The organism is Methylocella sp., assembly GCA_037200525.1.
Lineage (GTDB): Bacteria > Pseudomonadota > Alphaproteobacteria > Rhizobiales > Beijerinckiaceae > Methylocapsa.
The window spans coordinates 2,517,604-2,532,911 of the sequence record JBBCGG010000001.1 but is presented as its reverse complement, the minus strand read 5'-3'; the positions used below and the strand labels follow the sequence as shown (position 1 = coordinate 2,532,911).

Below are 15,308 nucleotides of genomic sequence, written 5' to 3'. Positions count from 1 at the left end.
TCTGCGCGAGGAACGCCTGACTAGCTCCGCACGCTTCGCCCCCTCGATAAATGCCTCGCCATCAAGATAGCTGTGCAGACGCCGCCTTAGTCATGCTAACTCGAATTGACGGATTTTTCCCGCGAAATCGGAGGCGGAAATATGGATTATCGCAAGACATTCTATGTCGATGCTGCAACCAAGCTAAAGCTGAAGGACCGCGATCCGGCCTATGCTGCGGGGTGCGGCTCGAAGCAGGAGGCGGCCGAAGCCACTGAGGAATATCGCCGGAAACTCGCCCATCTGCAGTCGCTGATGTATGCCGAGAAGAGGCATTCCTTGCTCATCATCTTGCAAGGCAGCGACGCGGCGGGAAAGGATGGCGTCGTCGGCCGCGTCTTCGCCGCCTTCAACCCACAAGGCGTCATCGTCACCAGCTTCAAAGAGCCAACGCCTGAAGAGCTCGCGCATGACTTCCTCTGGCGAGTGCATCCGCACGCCCCCGCGAACGGCTGGGCGGCGATCTTCAACCGTTCTCATTACGAAGATCTGTTCGTGCCTTGGGCCCATAAAACCATCGATAAAGAGACCTTCGCCCAGCGCTGCGCAAATATTCGCAATTTCGAGACCTTGCTCATCGACAATGGAGCGGTGATTTTGAAGTTCTTCCTTCATATCAGCAAGGATGAGCAGCTTGCCCGTTTCGAGAAGCGATTGAGCGATCCCGAGCGCAATTGGAAGATCAGCGAATCCGACTATTCGGAGCAGCCGTTCTGGGACAATTACGTCGACGCTTTTGAGGAGGGGCTCGGCGCGACAAGCACAAAGCTTGCGCCCTGGTACGTCCTGCCGGCGAACCATAAATGGTTTCGCGATCTGGCCGTCTCGCAGATCGTCGCCGATGCGATGGAAGATCTTGGCATGCGTTTTCCTAAGCCCTCCGTCGATTTGGACGAGATTAGGCGCAAATACCATCAGATCGCGAAAGACGCGGCGTCAAAGGACGGCAAGAAATCCGAAAAGTGAAGAGACGATGCGGCGCGACGCCCCAAGTCTGAAGACTCACCAAGCATGAAGACTTAATGCGCCGACATCCAGACGATCCAACCAGCGGCAAGAGCCAAAGTGGCGCAGGCCACTGGAAGACCGATGCGGGCGAATTCGCCGAATGAAATATCAACGCCTCGCTTCCGCGCCTGTTCGACGACGATGATCCCCGCGAGGCTCCCGAAGATAATCATATTGCTCGCAAATCCGGTGCCTAAGGCCATAGCGGCGGCGGTGACGTCCGGCTGCTGCGCGCCGCCTGAAGCATAGGGCGTCAATAGCAACACGGCGGCGCTGTTGCCGACGACGTTGCTAAGCGCCGAGCTTACGAAAAAAAGCGTGAGCGGATGCTGGAGATCGAGGCCATGATGGCGAAGATACGCAAGAAGCTCCGAGGGCAGTCCTGTCGCCGCGAGCGCCGCATTGACGATGAAGAGTCCCATCAGAAGCAGAATCAAATCGCCGTCGACATGCTTCAGCACGTCGCCCGAAGAAATCTTGCGATTCATCAGAAGCAGACCCCCAGCCGCCAACGCGACCAGGGAACGCGGCCAGTCGGTTAACGCAAAGGCGAGAACGACCCCGATCGCAACCACCGCCGCTTTCGTCGTCTCGCGGCGATCGAGCGGCGCCGGAGTCGGAGTCGGAGTCGGCATCGCGGCGGCGCCTGCCGAGAACCATCGGCCGCGATAGAACAGGGCGATCAGCGCCCAGGTGACTGGCAATGAAAGAAGCGCCGGAACAAGCGTCGCCTTAACGAATGCGACGAAACTCAGGTCAAACCCTTCGGCCAGAATTATATTTTGCGGGCTGCCGATCGGTGTTGCGGCTGGTCCGATATTTGAAGCGAAGCAGAAGCCGAGGAGAAACGGCGTGGGGTTGAGCCCGCGCGCCACAGTGACTGAGACGAGCAGCGGCGTCATCGCCAGGACCACAACGTCATTGGTCAGGAAAGCCGATAACAGAGCCGAGGCGCCGAGGAAAACGGCGAGCAGCGCCTTTGGTCCGATCTTGAGGCTGGCGATCGTCGCAGCGGTGACGGAGTAAAAGCCTGAGACGATGAAGGCCGAGGAGACAATCATCAAGCCAAATAGCAGCGCGACCGTTCTGACGCTCACCGCCGCCCAGGCAACCTCGATGCCGATGCGCTCGGTGACGATCAGCGCAATGGCGCCAAGCAGTGCGGCGCCGGTTCGATCGACCCGAAACCCCGGCACTTTGCCGAGCGCGACGGCAAAGTAAGTGAGCGCGCAGATGGTGACGGTCAAGTTCATTTAAAAGGGTTACGGCGGCTGGCCGCCGACGGCAAGCCTCCTAATCGCCGCCGAGGTAAAGGCGCAGCCGCTCACCAACCGGCGACGAAACGCTCCCTGCCGCTCCGCGAGGCCGCTTTAGCGCAGCCCAGCTTGTGCTGCAAAACATCTGCGAAGGGATCCGCGGCGAAATCGACCGTCGTCTATTGCTCGGCTCCCATGTCACCGGGTCAGCGCGAGCACAACGCCCTCGTTCGCCCGCAATCGCAAAATTGACTCGACCGCTTCGTCATGTCGATCGCATTGCGTCGAGATCGCTATCCGGATCGCGGTCAGTGCGGGAACCGGCCATAGCTGGGGACTGGCTCCGAAATTCAGCACGACGATCGTTTGCTCCTCGCCGCTGCAACGCTCATAGGCGAGCAGATCGCCGTCGCAATCAATCAGGCGCCAAGCTCCGAGCGTTAGAGATGCGCGGCGGCGCCGATAGTGCAACAGGGCGCGCACAAGAGAGAGGATCGACGTCTGGTCGGCGCCCTGCTCCGCGACATTGCGGGTCTTAACATCATGCGTTAGCGGCAACCACGGCTCATGCGTCGAGAAACCGGCATGAATGCTGGCGTCCCATTGCATCGGCGTGCGCGCGGGGTCACGCCCGACGCCGAGGCCCGGTTCGCGCAGCGCCCAGGGATCGCGTATGCCGCCCGGAGGAATTTCGACATCGCCGACGCCTAGCTTGTCGCCGTAATAGAGCGTTGGCGACCCGCGCAACGTCAAAAGCAGCATGGCGGCGACGCGGGCTTGCGCCGGCCCGACCCGCGCGGCGATGCGCCGCCGATCATGATTGCTTAAAACCCAATTCGGCCAACCGCCATCGGGCAAAGCCGCCTCATAATCCTTGATCGACTTGGCGATTGCACTCGCTCCCCAAGGCGTCTGCAATAGCTGGAAATTGAAAGGCAGATGCGCGCCGGACAGATTCTCTCCGTAATAGGCGACGAGTCGCTCAATCGGGAGATAGATCTCGCCGATCAATACGCGATCCTCAAATTCATCGACGACGCGGCGCAAGCCGGCGAACACGCCATGCACCTCGGCTTGGTCGGCTGAATGAAGCTGCAGCAAACGCTCAATGTCTGGATCTTTCGGCGTCCACGCCGGATTCGGCGGATTGTCGCGGAAATCTTTGTCTTTGATGAGATGCCAGATTACATCGACGCGAAAACCATCTGCTCCGCGCCGCAGCCAGAAGCGCAATGCCTCGTGCATTGCCTCCCGCACTTCGGGGTTGCGCCAGTTCAGATCCGGCTGCTCAGGCAGAAAGGCGTGATAATAATACTGACCGCCTAGCTCATCAAAGGTCCACGCCGGACCGCCGAAATTGCCGATCCAGTTGTTCGGGGGCCGCCCGCCCAGCGCTCCGTCGCGCCAGATGTACCAATCGCGTTTGCGCGTGCGAGGGTCCCGGCTCTCCTTGAACCAGGGGTGCTCGATCGAGGTATGGTTCGGCACGAAGTCGAGAATCACCTTCAATCCGCGCGCGTGGGCGTCGGCGATCAGGCGATCGAAATCTTCGAGCGAACCAAAGATCGGATCGACCCCGCAATAATCGGCGACGTCATAGCCAAAATCATGCATCGGCGAAGGGTAAAAAGGGGAGATCCAGATCGCGTCGACGCCAAGCCATACAAGGTAGTCGAGCCGCCTCCGGATGCCTTCCAGATCGCCGATTCCGTCGCCGTTCGAATCCTGAAAGGATCGCGGATAGATTTGATAGATGGAGCCAACGCGCCACCACATTTCCGGCATGAGCGCATCCTTAACCAGAGCTTGACAGAGGTCGCACAGACGTCATTAAATTTTCACATACGGATGATCGATAGGGTGCGTCCGCGCTCCGCGGCGCGCCGAAATCTGAGGTCAGAACCGATACATGCTCGATCAACCGCCCCCTATCACCGTGCGCCCCTCCAACGAACAAGACGTACCCTCCATGATCGGCATCTATGCCTATCATGTCCAAAACGGCCTCGGCGATTTTCAAGCGGAGCCTTTGCATCCAGACGACATCAAGCGACGACGCAAAGCGATGCTTAAGCGCCGCCTTCCGCACCTCGTCGCGGATCTTGATGGCGACGTCGTCGGCTATGCCTACGCCGTCCCTTTTCTTAAGCGTCCCGCCTACCGCTATGCGGTCAAACATTCGATTTACGTGCATAAGGATCATCTGCGCACCGGCGTCGGACGGCTGCTGCTTCCCGCGCTGATCGCCGCCTGCGGAGACGCCGGATATCGCCAGATGATCTGCTACATCGATTCCGCCAATGAGCGATCGCTGGAGCTTCATGGGGCGTTCGGTTTTGAGCGCGCCGGCATGTTGCGGTCTGTCGGCTTCAAGTTTGGCCATTGGGCCGACACGGTCCTGATGCAACGCCCGCTTGGTCCCGGCAACGCCTCTCTTCCAAAGGAAATCACCCTCAATCACGGCGACGCCGGCCCGCACAAGGCCCATTGATCGGCCGGCTTCCGAACACGCCTATTCGCGGACGACATAGGTATAGAACCGGACCACCCCGTCAGCTCCAATCTCGCGGTAGAGCCCCTGGATCTCTGCCTCGAATCCGGGAAAAAGATTAGCGCTGCTCTCGAACATTTTGAGATATTCGAGCATCGGCGCAGCGCGCGGGCCGAGCCGCTCGCCAGGAACGATCGTCGCTATGCCCGGCGGATAGACGACGAAAAGCGTCGTCGCAATGCGCCCGGCGATCATGTCGAGCGGCAGATAATCGACCTTGTTCCGCACCATTTGACGCACCGCTTCCTGCGGCGGCATCGCCATTTCCGGCAGATGGTCCGGCGCGAATTGCGCCTTCTGCAACTTGCTCACCCCGCAGCTTTGATAAAACGCGTGCATTTCGCCGCAAAGGTCGCGCAGACGCAGACCGGCGTAACGGCCTGGCCGCGCGCGCACGAATTCGGGGATCACATCAACGAGACGCGCATTGTCGTCGTGCAGCTTTTTGAAGGCGACCAGCGCGCTGAGCAAGGTCCAGGCCTTGCTCGATTCGACGCCGGGGGTCAGCAGGAACAGCAGCGAGTTGAGATCGTTTTTCTCCGGAACGATGCGGTTCTCGCGCAAATATTGCGCAACGACCGGCGCCGGAATTCCATGCGCGGCATAAGCGCCGGTACGACGGTCAAAACCCGGCGTGAGCAAGGTCAGCTTATTTGGATCGGTAATCGCGAATCCTGGCGCGACATGGCCAAATCCATGCCATTGCGCGCCTGGACTGAGCTCCCAGTAGCGCGCATTGGCGGCGAGCTCATCGGTTGAAACCTCCTCCCAGGCGACATCGCGCGGCCCCTCGAGTGCCGTCGCCGGCAGGGTGACACGATCGGGCGCGAAGGCTTCAAAAAACCAGCGGCGCGCGGGATCTTGTTCTTTCTCCTCGAACTCGCGTTGCACGGCCCGCAACTTCTTCCGCAATTCGATTCCAAGCCGGATCGTGTCGTCCCAGAGCACTTCGCCGGACCGGCCTTTCATCATTTGCGCGCCGACATCGAGGGAAGCGAACAGCGGATAGAATGGCGACGTCGACGCGTAGAGAAGAAAAGCTTCATTGAAGCGGCGATGCCCGACGCGCCGTTCCTGACCGCGAATATGGCGGTCCTTGACGTGAATTTGGGAAGCTTGAGAAAAACTGGCGAGCTGCTTATGCGTCGATTGCGTCGCCATGATTCCGGGAGAGCTGGGGCCAAGCCCGCGAAGGCCCATGGCGAAACGATCGGCGAATAGAGGATGGAACTTCATGAAGCCCGCCCACGCCTCGTCGAAAAGAATATAATCGCAGAGATGGCCGATTTTCTCGAGGATCACTTGCGCGTTATAGATCGTCCCATCATAGGTGCATTGCTCGATGACGGCGACGCGGAACGGCCGTTCGCGTCGCCATGCCTCGGAATCCGTAACGAGCGGATGAAGGCGGATTTTTTCGCGGATGCGGGCCTCGTCGAGCGCCTCTGGATAGATCGGCCCAATTAGGCCATAGGCATTGCGGTCGGTTTCCAGAAAGATCGGGATTCCGCCGCTGAGCGATAGCGCGCCGTGATGGGCGGCTTTGTGATTGTTGCGATCAAACAGCACGAGATCGCCTTCGGCGACAAGGGCCGAGAGAACGATCTTGTTGGAAGACGAGGTGCCGTTCAAGACGAAATAGGTTTTCTCGGCGCCGAAGATCGCAGCCGCCTCTTTCTGAGCGCGGAGCGCCGGGCCTTCATGCGTCAAGAGATCGCCGAGTTCGAGCACCGAATTGTCGAGATCGTCGCGAAAAATCTCCTCGCCCAAATGCTCGACAAATATGCGACCGATTGGGCTGCGGCCGTAAAAAATGCCGCCGTTGTGCCCTGGGCAGGTCCAGAGTTGATTGCCCTCTTCCGCATAGTCGACGAGCGCGCCGAAGAAGGGCGTTTTCAACGTGTCCGCGTATTGCTTCAGGCGGCTAACCAGATTCTTCGCGATGAACTCCGGAGTTTCCTCCGCGAGGAAGACATAGCCATCGATGTAATCCAGCACTTCGACCGGAATGTCCTCGAATTGACGGCGGCGCGCCAACATCACGATCGGCATTTCGAGGCCGCGCCGCCGCATGAGATTGATCAGCGCGGCGGTCTTTCCCTCGACGCCTTTCTTGCCCCAATCGACGATCATGCAACCGATCGCCGCGTCGGTCTGAACGGCGATTTCGGCGTCTTCAATCCGGCGAGCGCGAACGACCTGCATCCCAAGCTGTTCGATGGCTGAGATGATCTGCTGCAACCGCAGTCCTTCAAGGTCCTTCTCATCGAACGCAGGAGCGCAGACGAGAAAAGTAAAATGCCTGAAAAAATCCACGGAGGGCCCCCTCCCTAAAACCGCGCCGAGATCGGGAACGCGCCGCGCACTCATAGCAGAGAGAGGCGCGCGGCGCCGCTCTGAAAGCGCGCAGACGCCTAAGCAAGTGGAATAAATCTGCGATTGCGCCGGCCGCGAGCGCGGCTTTGCGGTCCCCCTGTCGGTTTTCCGTCGGGCGTAGCGAAATTGTCGCCCCAATCTCGATATGCGTGTTGAAATGCAAAGGATTGACGCTAGTCTGGCGCGGGTTCATGGAAAACAAAGCTAACGCGGCTCGATGGGTCCGCGCCATCAGGGCGCACTTGACCTTAAGGCGGCGCCCAAGTGAACTGGCATTTCCACAATTGGAGGATGAACCATGAATGATCTTCTCGTTATTGCATTTCCCAGCGAACAAAAAGCCGAGGAAGTTCGCCAAAAGCTATTTGAATTGCAAAAGGAATATCTGATCGAGATGGGCGACGCCGTCGTGGCGGTGAAGCATGAAGACGGCAAGATCAAGCTCAATCAGGTTTTCAACACCACCGCCGCTGGAGCTGCTTCGGGAGCCTTTTGGGGCCTTCTTGTTGGCATTCTGTTCGCACTGCCCTTGGTGGGCGCCGCGATCGGCGCCGCCTCCGGCGCGCTCGGAGGCTCACTGGCCGACTTCGGCATCAACGACCAATTCATGAAAGACGTCGCGCAAGCCATTCCGCCGGGCGGAGCCGCTCTCTTCATCCTCGTCAAGAAAATGACCACCGATAAGGTATTGGCTGATTTGGAGGGCGTCGGCGGGACCGTCTTGCGCACTTCATTCGACAAATCAAAAGAAGAAGCGATCCGGGCCGCATTGGCCGGGCGACCCTACGAGATTCCGGCTTCCGCGCCTGCAGGAGCACCGTCCCCAGGAGCACCGTCCCCAGGAGCGGCGTCCCCAGGAGCGGCGTCCCCAGGAGCGGCGTCCCCAGGAGCGACGCCCGCGGCAAGCTGAGCTGCAACAAACCGCCGGAGCGCGAGGGGCGACAATGAAGACGTGCGCGATCGCGGGTCTATTTTGGGCCTTCTGCTGCGTCATGCCAGCGATGGCGGGCGCAGGGAAGGATCTGGATTGTGGTCCAGTCTCGGAGAGCGCGCTGTCCGGCGCGCTGACTCCGGCCGATAATCGGATCCTGGCTAGCGGCGATATCGTCGATACCGCAAATCTCGTCAGCGATCTCATTAATCGACTAGAGGTCGTGGATCCTTCAATGTCCTACGCGCATCTGGTGGATGCATTGGTTGCGGCCTATTGCCCGCTGGTGGCCGGCGCCGCCGAGCTCAGCCTCGAGGAGAAAGAGGCCAGGGTCAGACGTTTCGCGGCTTTGGTGCAGCGCGAGACGGTCATAAACCCGTCCTCGCCGGGGACGTTAATTATTGCAAATGTCGCTTTGCCGCCTGACGTCTATCGCAAGCTCAGCTTGCAGGCGGCAGCGGAAAATGTGTCGGTCGCAAAACTCATGGCGAAGATCCTGACCTCGTCCGCCGGACCGTAGCCCCCTCTTCGGGCCATCAGAAGAGACCGCCACAGGCAGGCTGCGGCGACGGACCTGATGGCGCTCCCGGCCAAATCAACGTATGACGTTCTTGTGTTCCGCCCGGATCGGCCTCTCCGCCCCTCCGATGCACGGCGCCGCTTAGCCGCAGACGACACAACCTCTTGCATAAAAGGCAAGCTACGAATTGGCATTTCTTCCGACGGCTCCCGCTCTGGAGCGCGCGCTCGCTGAGCGAAACTACAATGATCCGACCCCCGTCCAGACGGCGGTGCTCGAAGCCAACGCCGCCGAGCGCGATCTGCTGGTCTCCGCCCAAACGGGCTCCGGCAAGACCGTGGCCTATGGACTGGCGATCGCCTCCACTTTGCTTGGCGACGCCGCGCGGATGGGGCCTGCGGCTGAACCTTTGGCTCTTATTGTCGCGCCGACGCGCGAGCTAGCGCTCCAGGTGCAGCGCGAATTGGCGTGGCTTTATCAATATGCGGGCGCGCGCGTCGTCTCCTGCGTCGGCGGCATGGAGCCAAGACGCGAGCGGCGCGAACTCGCCGCCGGGGCGCATATCGTCATCGGCACGCCGGGACGCTTGCGCGACCACATCGAGCGCGGCGCCCTCGACGTCTCAAAACTCAAAGCGGTGGTTCTCGACGAGGCCGACGAGATGCTCGATCTCGGCTTTCGGGAGGATCTCGGATTTATCCTCGACACGACGCCCCAGGACCGGCGAACGCTGTTGTTCTCGGCCACTTTGCCCAAGGCCATCGCAACGCTGGCCAAGCGCTATCAACGCGATGCCGTGCGGATTGAGGTCGCCGGCGGCGAGAGCGGCCACGCCGATATCGAATACCGCGCCATTCGCGTCGCCCCGAACGAGATCGAACACGTCGTCGTAAATGTGCTGCGGCTTGTCGAGGCTCAAAGCGCGCTGGTGTTCTGCAATACGCGCGAGTCTGTTCGCCATCTGCAAGCTATTCTTCTCGAGCGCGGCTTCTCCGCCGTTCTGCTCTCGGGCGAGCTTAGCCAGAACGAACGCAATCACGCGCTTCAAGCGTTGCGCGACGGACGCGCCCGCGTCTGCGTCGCAACGGATGTCGCGGCCCGCGGCATCGACCTTCCTGGCCTCACGCTGGTCATTCACGCCGACCTCCCGCATGATGCGGAAATCCTGCAACACCGCAGCGGGCGCACCGGCCGCGCAGGCCGCAAAGGCGTGAGCGTCCTGCTCATCCCTAATGCGCGCCGCCGTCGCGCCGAGCAATTGCTTGCGACGGCTGGCGTTCAACCGATCTGGAGCGGACCGCCTTCCGCCGATGAAATCCGCAAGCTCGATCAGGAGCGCCTCTTGCAGGACGCTCTCTTGACTGAGGACAACAGCGAGGATGATCTCGTCATGGCGAGATCGCTGCTTGTTGAGCGGTCCGCCGAGGACATCGCCGCCGCGCTGGTTCGCGTCTATCGCGCGCGGCTGCCGGCCCCCGAGGAAGTGCAAGATCCGGGACAGGGGCGCGAGCCGCGCCCGCTTCGCGACGCAAGGCCGACAGAGCGCGAGTCGGGGCCGCGATCCTGGGACGCCAAAGGCGTGTGGTTCAAACTCGATATCGGCAGCAAAAAAAACGCCGATCCGAAATGGCTTTTGCCGATGCTCTGCCGCCGCGGCAAAATCACCAAACACGATATAGGCGCAATTCGCATCTTTGAGCGCGAGACGAAATTCGAAGTCGCTGAAGCAGCCGCCAAGCAGTTTCTCATCAATGTGCGACGTCCTGACGGCGACCCTATCCGCATCGAGCCGCTCGCTGAAGGATTCGAGGGCAAACCTCACAAGCTGCATTCGCGGGGAGCGCATGCGGAATCGATAGCCGATAAACCCTTGCGGAAAAAACCCAAAAAGGAATAGAGGCTGTCCGTCTCCGCTTAAATCGAAGGAGCGGCGCTCGATCCGCGTAAGCAAATTGCGATTTACGTCGATGCCGACGCCTGCCCGGTCAAGGCGGAGATCTATCGCGTGGCCGAAAGGCGCGCCGTAAAAGTCTTTGTGGTCGCCAATAGCCCCATCGCGACGCCGCGCGAAGGCTGGATAGAACGCATAGTCGTCGGGCAGGCTCCAGATGCGGCCGATGATTGGATTGCGGCGAGAGCTGCGCGCGGCAGCGTTGTGATCACCGCCGACATACCTCTCGCCAGTCGAAGCCGGAAAGCCGGCGCGGACGTCATAACGCCGAACGGGCGCGCTTTTACCGAGGCCTCGATCGGCCTTGCGCTCGCGATGCGCAACTTGATGGATGAGCTACGCTCGATCGGCGAGAACACGCGCGGTCCAAAGCCCTTTTCGCCGCGCGACCGCTCGGCTTTCTTATCAACGCTCGATCTAGCGATCTTACGCCTGCAACGAGACGGCTTCAAATGAAGAAGCCGCTCGCGCTGGGCCTCCGACTATTGCGGCGCTGTGTTGGAATTCTTCGGAATAGCGCCGCTTTGTGAACCCGCTTTTCCTTCAACGCCTGGAGCGCCTGCCCCTTTGGGAGCCATTTGCATATCGCTGCTCGAGCGGCCCTCATCTTTCTGCGTCGCGGTGCTTGGTTCAGCGTTTCCACCAGCCGCCGGACCCGAGGTTTTGCCCGAGGTTTGAGCCAAGGCGACGCCGCCGAAAAGCAACGGCGCGGCCAGCGAGAGAGCCAAGATGTTCTTGATCATTGGATTCCTCCTTGGTTGTTTAGGAGGCCCTTTAACCGCGATCCGCGAATATGGTTGCGAAGATCGCCAGCGGCGTATGCGCTAAAATCGGCGCTGATTGCTTTTCGCGTCGCTTACCCTAAGCGAGGCCGACGCGGCGCGCGGCCCAGCCGCATCAGGCGACAAGGCACCAGACCGACAAAGGATATGCGAGAACAAAACCCAAGGCCGCTCCAGCGCAGATATCGCTCGGATAATGGTGGCCCGAGGCGATGCGAGCCCAGCCCATGAGGACCATCAGCGAAGCCGCTGCGCTCGCAGAGTCCGGCCACGCAAGAACGATCGGCACAAGCACGCCGGACAAGGTCATTGCGTGCCCGCTCGGAAACGAATGCTCGTCCAACGCGCCGAACAACGAGATCAAGCTGTTGTCGGTGCGGAACGGCCGAGGCCGTCCGATGCGGCGCTTGATGTAGGGATATAAGCAGTGCAGCAGTCCGGCGTTGAGTCCCGCAGCGATGATGACGCGAACGGCCTTATTGCCAAAATGCTCGAAGATCATGAGCGCAATAATGGGGTAAAGCCAGCCATTCCCCAGTTTGCTGATTGCAACTGCCGAGGCCCTGCCGATCCGCGATCGAGCGGAGCGGGACACGACATGCACCGCGACGAGATCCGCATAAGACAGCTTTTGCTTTGATGACGCCCATAAAGTCGCGCATCGCCCGCGTTCGTAAGGCGACCGGCCGTTATCCGCCGCGATTTGCTGATTCACCAGTTGGAGTTCGGCGTTCCCTGCGCCGACGCCCGAGGCCTCTTCAATCATGCGCCAAAATGCCTTTCTTGGCTCGATGCAAAAGCTCATCCCGATAGAACTGAGGCCAACCCAACCCAAATGCTTAACCATTTTGGCGGCGCGAAGCCAACAATAGTCGCGGAGGCATGAAGGGAATATGACTATGGTGTCGGCGCATAACCTCCTGGCGCAGCAATTGCCCGATGGGCGGGAATCGAAGGTAGACCCGAGCGCGCCAGCAAAGCAAGCGATTGATCATTCCGATTTTTGCGACGTCGCCGGGATGAAAGCTGGAAGTCCCGCGAAGCGATCGCAAATCTTGCGCAATTCTTCAGAAAGACAATTTTATACAGAGCCGTTCAGGGCAAGAAGCGCCTAATTATACTCTCGACTGATCTCCATTCAGTATGAAGGCCATGTTTTTATTATATATTAAGCGCCCTTCCGTTGCGAAAACGCCGCGCAATAGTCCCGGAAACTCGAGGTTTTAGACGTCTCGAGGTTTCGGCGGCAGCGCAGGCCCGCACAAGACCAACGGCGTAATTTACTCCGATTTACAATATCGGCGGTTATTAGCGCACCAAAAAGTAAGTAACTCTTAACATCGTAAATTTCCGTACAACCTGGAAGGAGTTGTATAACGCAGATAGACCGTCTTGCCCAAGTTAGATAAAGTCACGCGACTTAAGAGTTCGACGAGGCCGGGAGCTCGACCGGGAGCCCTATTCAGCCCCCGGCTATATGGATCATTGGAGTGTGGCCGCATGAGCGGAAAGAATCCTTCGACCTCCAGGTTTATCGCGACCTCCGTCGAAGTCGAGCGCGGCGACGACGAATCAACCGATAAGCTTGATGGGCTCGCTGAATTCGCCGTTGCGCCCGGGGCTGGACCGGCACAGGCCGGACCGGCGCAGCGGATTGGCCATCAAATCGAGGAACGTCTGCGGCTGGCGCTCGGCGCAGCCGAAATCGGCACCTATGAGCTCGACCTATCGACGATGCAGTTCACTTGGGATGCGCGCGCCGCAGCGATATGGGGACGCAACGTTGCGGATACGACATCCTACGAGCTTCTCGCCAGCCAGGCGCTCAAGGAGGATAGAGCCGCTGTCAGAGCCAAGCTTCTGGCAGCTTCTGAGGCCGGCGGTGATGGAGCTTACAATGTCGAGTTGCGCATGCGCCGCCATAACGATGGGGCGCTGCGTTGGGTCTCGCTGCAAGGATGCGCTTTCTTCGAAAATGAGCGCCCAGTCAGGCGCGTCGGCGTAATGCTCGACATTACAGCGCGCAAGCAATCGGAAGCAGCCAACGACCACCTCGCCGCGATGATCGCATCCAGCAGCGACGCGATCTACAGCATGACTCTTGATGGATTGATCATGAGCTGGAATGCGTCAGCCGAGCGCATCCTCGGCTATAGCGCCGATGCAATGATTGGGCGAAGCGATATGATTTTGGTCCCGCCGGATCGGCATCCCTTGCGAGACGCTTTGTTGGCGGCGGTCAAATCTGGCGCCGTCGTGCAGCGTCAGACGAAGCGCTTACGCAAAGATGGAACGGTGATCGACGCCCTGTTGAGCATGGCTCCGGTGCACAGCGCCGACGGCAGCCTCATGGCCATATCCGTGCTGACTCGCGATATCACCGCTGAAAAGCGCGTTGTCGCGCAACTGGAGGAGGCCCATGCGCAAATGGCGCAGCAGACCGCTGAACTCGACGCCATTTTCGAAGTCTTGAGCGTCCCCATCACCGTCTATAATCGCAAGGGGGAGATCGTACGGACCAACGCTGCGTCGCGAGCAGTCTGGGGCATTGGACCGGACGCATCCCATCCGATCGATTTTCAAGGGGTCGCGAGCCGCCTGAGCGTACGCAATTCTGATGGCGAAGCGGTCGATCCTACGCGGCTTTCGGCTTGCCGCGCCCTGACCGACGATATCATCGATAGACAGGAATTTCAGATAACGTCGCCGACCGGCCGCCGATATGATTTCGACGCCGCCGGGCTTCCGCTGATCGTCGATGGAAACGTCACCGGCGCAGTCTCGGTCTGGCACGACATTACAGAGCACAAACGGAAAGACGAGCAGAATTCGATTCTCCTCCGAGAATTGGCCCATCGCTCGAAGAATCTCCTTTCGGTCATAGGGTCGATCCTGCGCCAATCCGTAAAGAGCACCGGCTCATCGGAAGACTTCGTCGCGCGATTCAGCGAGCGCCTCCATGCCCTCAGCAATTCGCAGGATCTTCTGGCCAGAAATAACTCGCTCAGCGTCTCGATGACCGATCTTATTTTTTCACAAGTTGGCCATCACTGGGAGCCGGGCCAACAGCGCATTTCGATGAATGGCTTGGGGGTCAGGTTGAGGCACGACGCCGCCCAGATGATTGGCATGGCCTTGCATGAACTTTCGACCAATGCGGCGAAATATGGCGCGTTGTCGAACCAGAGGGGGCGCGTTGCGATAGAATGGAAAATCGACCACGACGCCGAGCCGGAGCCGATGTTCCAATTGCAATGGGTCGAGCGCGGCGGCCCTCCCGTCATTGTCCCCGAACGCAGAGGCTTCGGCACGACCATCATTCAAAGGGTCGCCGCCCAATCGCTCAACGGACGCGCGACGCTCGACTATCTGCCGGAAGGAGTCGAGTGGGTGTTGCGCGCGCCGCAGTCCTCTGTTGCGGACAACGCCCATCGGGAAGCTTCGCCCGGCGAGCGCATAAAATCTCCGGCGCTTGAAAGGCTGGAGCGCCTTTGGCTGGACCTGCATGGAGGCGCGCGCCTGCCCCGCTTGGCGGATTTTGAACACGCCGACATCGAACGCGCCGATGATCTCATCATCGCGGCGGTCGATCACGCGACAGCGCCTCCTGCTATTCGCTTTGTTTCGATCGGCGACGCTGTGATCGAAAGGCTGGGACGCAGTCGTGAGGAATGCGACATCGCTCTGAGCGAAGCAGAAATTATCGGAACCGAGGAAGGAGCTTACCGCCGCTGCGTCCGCTCCGCCAAGCCGGGTTACGAATACGCCTATTTCAGCCTTGGCCACAACGGGCCGTTCTTTCTCGAGCGCCTGCTGCTCCCGTTTTCGGACGATGGCGAGAAAATCACCCACGTCGTCTGCATGACGAGCTTCGAAGAAAGCGCATCCGCATAG

Annotated in this window: 12 protein-coding genes; 7 read left to right on the top strand and 5 right to left on the bottom strand. The window is 59.9% G+C overall.

Annotated elements, in window-relative coordinates:
* Window positions 1–141 precede the first annotated feature (141 nt).
* Complete coding sequence (locus WDN46_12375; GenBank protein MEJ0094192.1) at window positions 142–1,005, top strand: PPK2 family polyphosphate kinase; 864 nt, start codon at window positions 142–144, stop codon at window positions 1,003–1,005.
* Window positions 1,006–1,058: 53 nt separating this feature from the next.
* Here WDN46_12375 and WDN46_12370 read toward each other — a convergent pair whose 3' ends face one another.
* Both WDN46_12370 and WDN46_12365 read right to left on the bottom strand, forming a co-directional pair.
* Window positions 1,059–2,300, bottom strand: coding sequence for an SLC13 family permease (locus tag WDN46_12370; protein MEJ0094191.1), 1,242 nt, complete (start codon window positions 2,298–2,300; stop codon window positions 1,059–1,061).
* 201 nt (window positions 2,301–2,501) lie between these two features.
* Window positions 2,502–4,088, bottom strand: coding sequence for an alpha-amylase family glycosyl hydrolase (locus WDN46_12365; GenBank protein ID MEJ0094190.1), 1,587 nt, complete (start codon window positions 4,086–4,088; stop codon window positions 2,502–2,504).
* Window positions 4,089–4,212: 124 nt separating this feature from the next.
* Here WDN46_12365 and WDN46_12360 point away from each other — a divergent pair, with 124 nt between their 5' ends.
* Window positions 4,213–4,794: an N-acetyltransferase family protein gene (locus WDN46_12360; protein ID MEJ0094189.1), complete on the top strand. Its 582-nt coding sequence runs from the start codon at window positions 4,213–4,215 to the stop codon at window positions 4,792–4,794.
* Between the two features lie 21 nt (window positions 4,795–4,815).
* Here the strand turns inward: WDN46_12360 and WDN46_12355 are convergent, their stop codons facing one another.
* Entirely contained in the window at window positions 4,816–7,170 is a 2,355-nt protein-coding gene (locus WDN46_12355; protein ID MEJ0094188.1) for an Orn/Lys/Arg decarboxylase N-terminal domain-containing protein, read from the bottom strand.
* Between the two features lie 358 nt (window positions 7,171–7,528).
* Between WDN46_12355 and WDN46_12350 the strand changes: the two genes are divergently transcribed.
* The 4 genes from WDN46_12350 to WDN46_12335 all read left to right on the top strand — a co-directional run bounded on the left by WDN46_12350 (window position 7,529) and on the right by WDN46_12335 (window position 11,088).
* A complete protein-coding gene (locus WDN46_12350; protein MEJ0094187.1) occupies window positions 7,529–8,140 on the top strand; it encodes a DUF1269 domain-containing protein in 612 nt (203 codons plus the stop codon).
* 34 nt (window positions 8,141–8,174) lie between these two features.
* Window positions 8,175–8,681 carry a hypothetical protein gene (locus tag WDN46_12345; GenBank protein ID MEJ0094186.1) on the top strand — a complete coding sequence of 169 codons (507 nt, stop codon included), beginning with the start codon at window positions 8,175–8,177 and terminating at the stop codon, window positions 8,679–8,681.
* A gap of 187 nt (window positions 8,682–8,868) precedes the next feature.
* Window positions 8,869–10,578, top strand: coding sequence for a DEAD/DEAH box helicase (locus WDN46_12340; protein ID MEJ0094185.1), 1,710 nt, complete (start codon window positions 8,869–8,871; stop codon window positions 10,576–10,578).
* A 21-nt stretch (window positions 10,579–10,599) separates the two neighbouring features.
* On the top strand, window positions 10,600–11,088 hold the full coding sequence (locus WDN46_12335) for a YaiI/YqxD family protein (protein MEJ0094184.1): 489 nt from the start codon (window positions 10,600–10,602) through the stop codon (window positions 11,086–11,088).
* A gap of 26 nt (window positions 11,089–11,114) precedes the next feature.
* Here the strand turns inward: WDN46_12335 and WDN46_12330 are convergent, their stop codons facing one another.
* Window positions 11,115–11,375: a hypothetical protein gene (locus tag WDN46_12330; protein ID MEJ0094183.1), complete on the bottom strand. Its 261-nt coding sequence runs from the start codon at window positions 11,373–11,375 to the stop codon at window positions 11,115–11,117.
* A gap of 154 nt (window positions 11,376–11,529) precedes the next feature.
* A complete protein-coding gene (locus tag WDN46_12325) occupies window positions 11,530–12,180 on the bottom strand; it encodes a phosphatase PAP2 family protein (GenBank protein ID MEJ0094182.1) in 651 nt (216 codons plus the stop codon).
* Between the two features lie 734 nt (window positions 12,181–12,914).
* On the opposite strand from WDN46_12325, the gene WDN46_12320 reads away from it, so the two are divergent.
* Window positions 12,915–15,308 (top strand): PAS domain S-box protein, encoded by a 2,394-nt coding sequence (locus WDN46_12320; GenBank protein ID MEJ0094181.1) that lies wholly within the window; start codon window positions 12,915–12,917, stop codon window positions 15,306–15,308.

Excerpts from the sequence above, each read along its gene's own strand:
- WDN46_12330 (MEJ0094183.1), bottom strand. The coding sequence starts at position 11,375 with ATGATCAAGAACATCTTGGCTCTCTCGCTGGCCGCGCCGTTGCTTTTC.
- WDN46_12360 (MEJ0094189.1), top strand. The coding sequence starts at position 4,213 with ATGCTCGATCAACCGCCCCCTATCACCGTGCGCCCCTCCAACGAACAA.
- WDN46_12370 (MEJ0094191.1), bottom strand. The coding sequence starts at position 2,300 with ATGAACTTGACCGTCACCATCTGCGCGCTCACTTACTTTGCCGTCGCG.
- WDN46_12350 (MEJ0094187.1), top strand. The coding sequence starts at position 7,529 with ATGAATGATCTTCTCGTTATTGCATTTCCCAGCGAACAAAAAGCCGAG.
- WDN46_12365 (MEJ0094190.1), bottom strand. The coding sequence starts at position 4,088 with ATGCCGGAAATGTGGTGGCGCGTTGGCTCCATCTATCAAATCTATCCG.
- WDN46_12375 (MEJ0094192.1), top strand. The coding sequence starts at position 142 with ATGGATTATCGCAAGACATTCTATGTCGATGCTGCAACCAAGCTAAAG.
- WDN46_12345 (MEJ0094186.1), top strand. The coding sequence starts at position 8,175 with ATGAAGACGTGCGCGATCGCGGGTCTATTTTGGGCCTTCTGCTGCGTC.
- WDN46_12325 (MEJ0094182.1), bottom strand. The coding sequence starts at position 12,180 with ATGATTGAAGAGGCCTCGGGCGTCGGCGCAGGGAACGCCGAACTCCAA.
- WDN46_12320 (MEJ0094181.1), top strand. The coding sequence starts at position 12,915 with ATGAGCGGAAAGAATCCTTCGACCTCCAGGTTTATCGCGACCTCCGTC.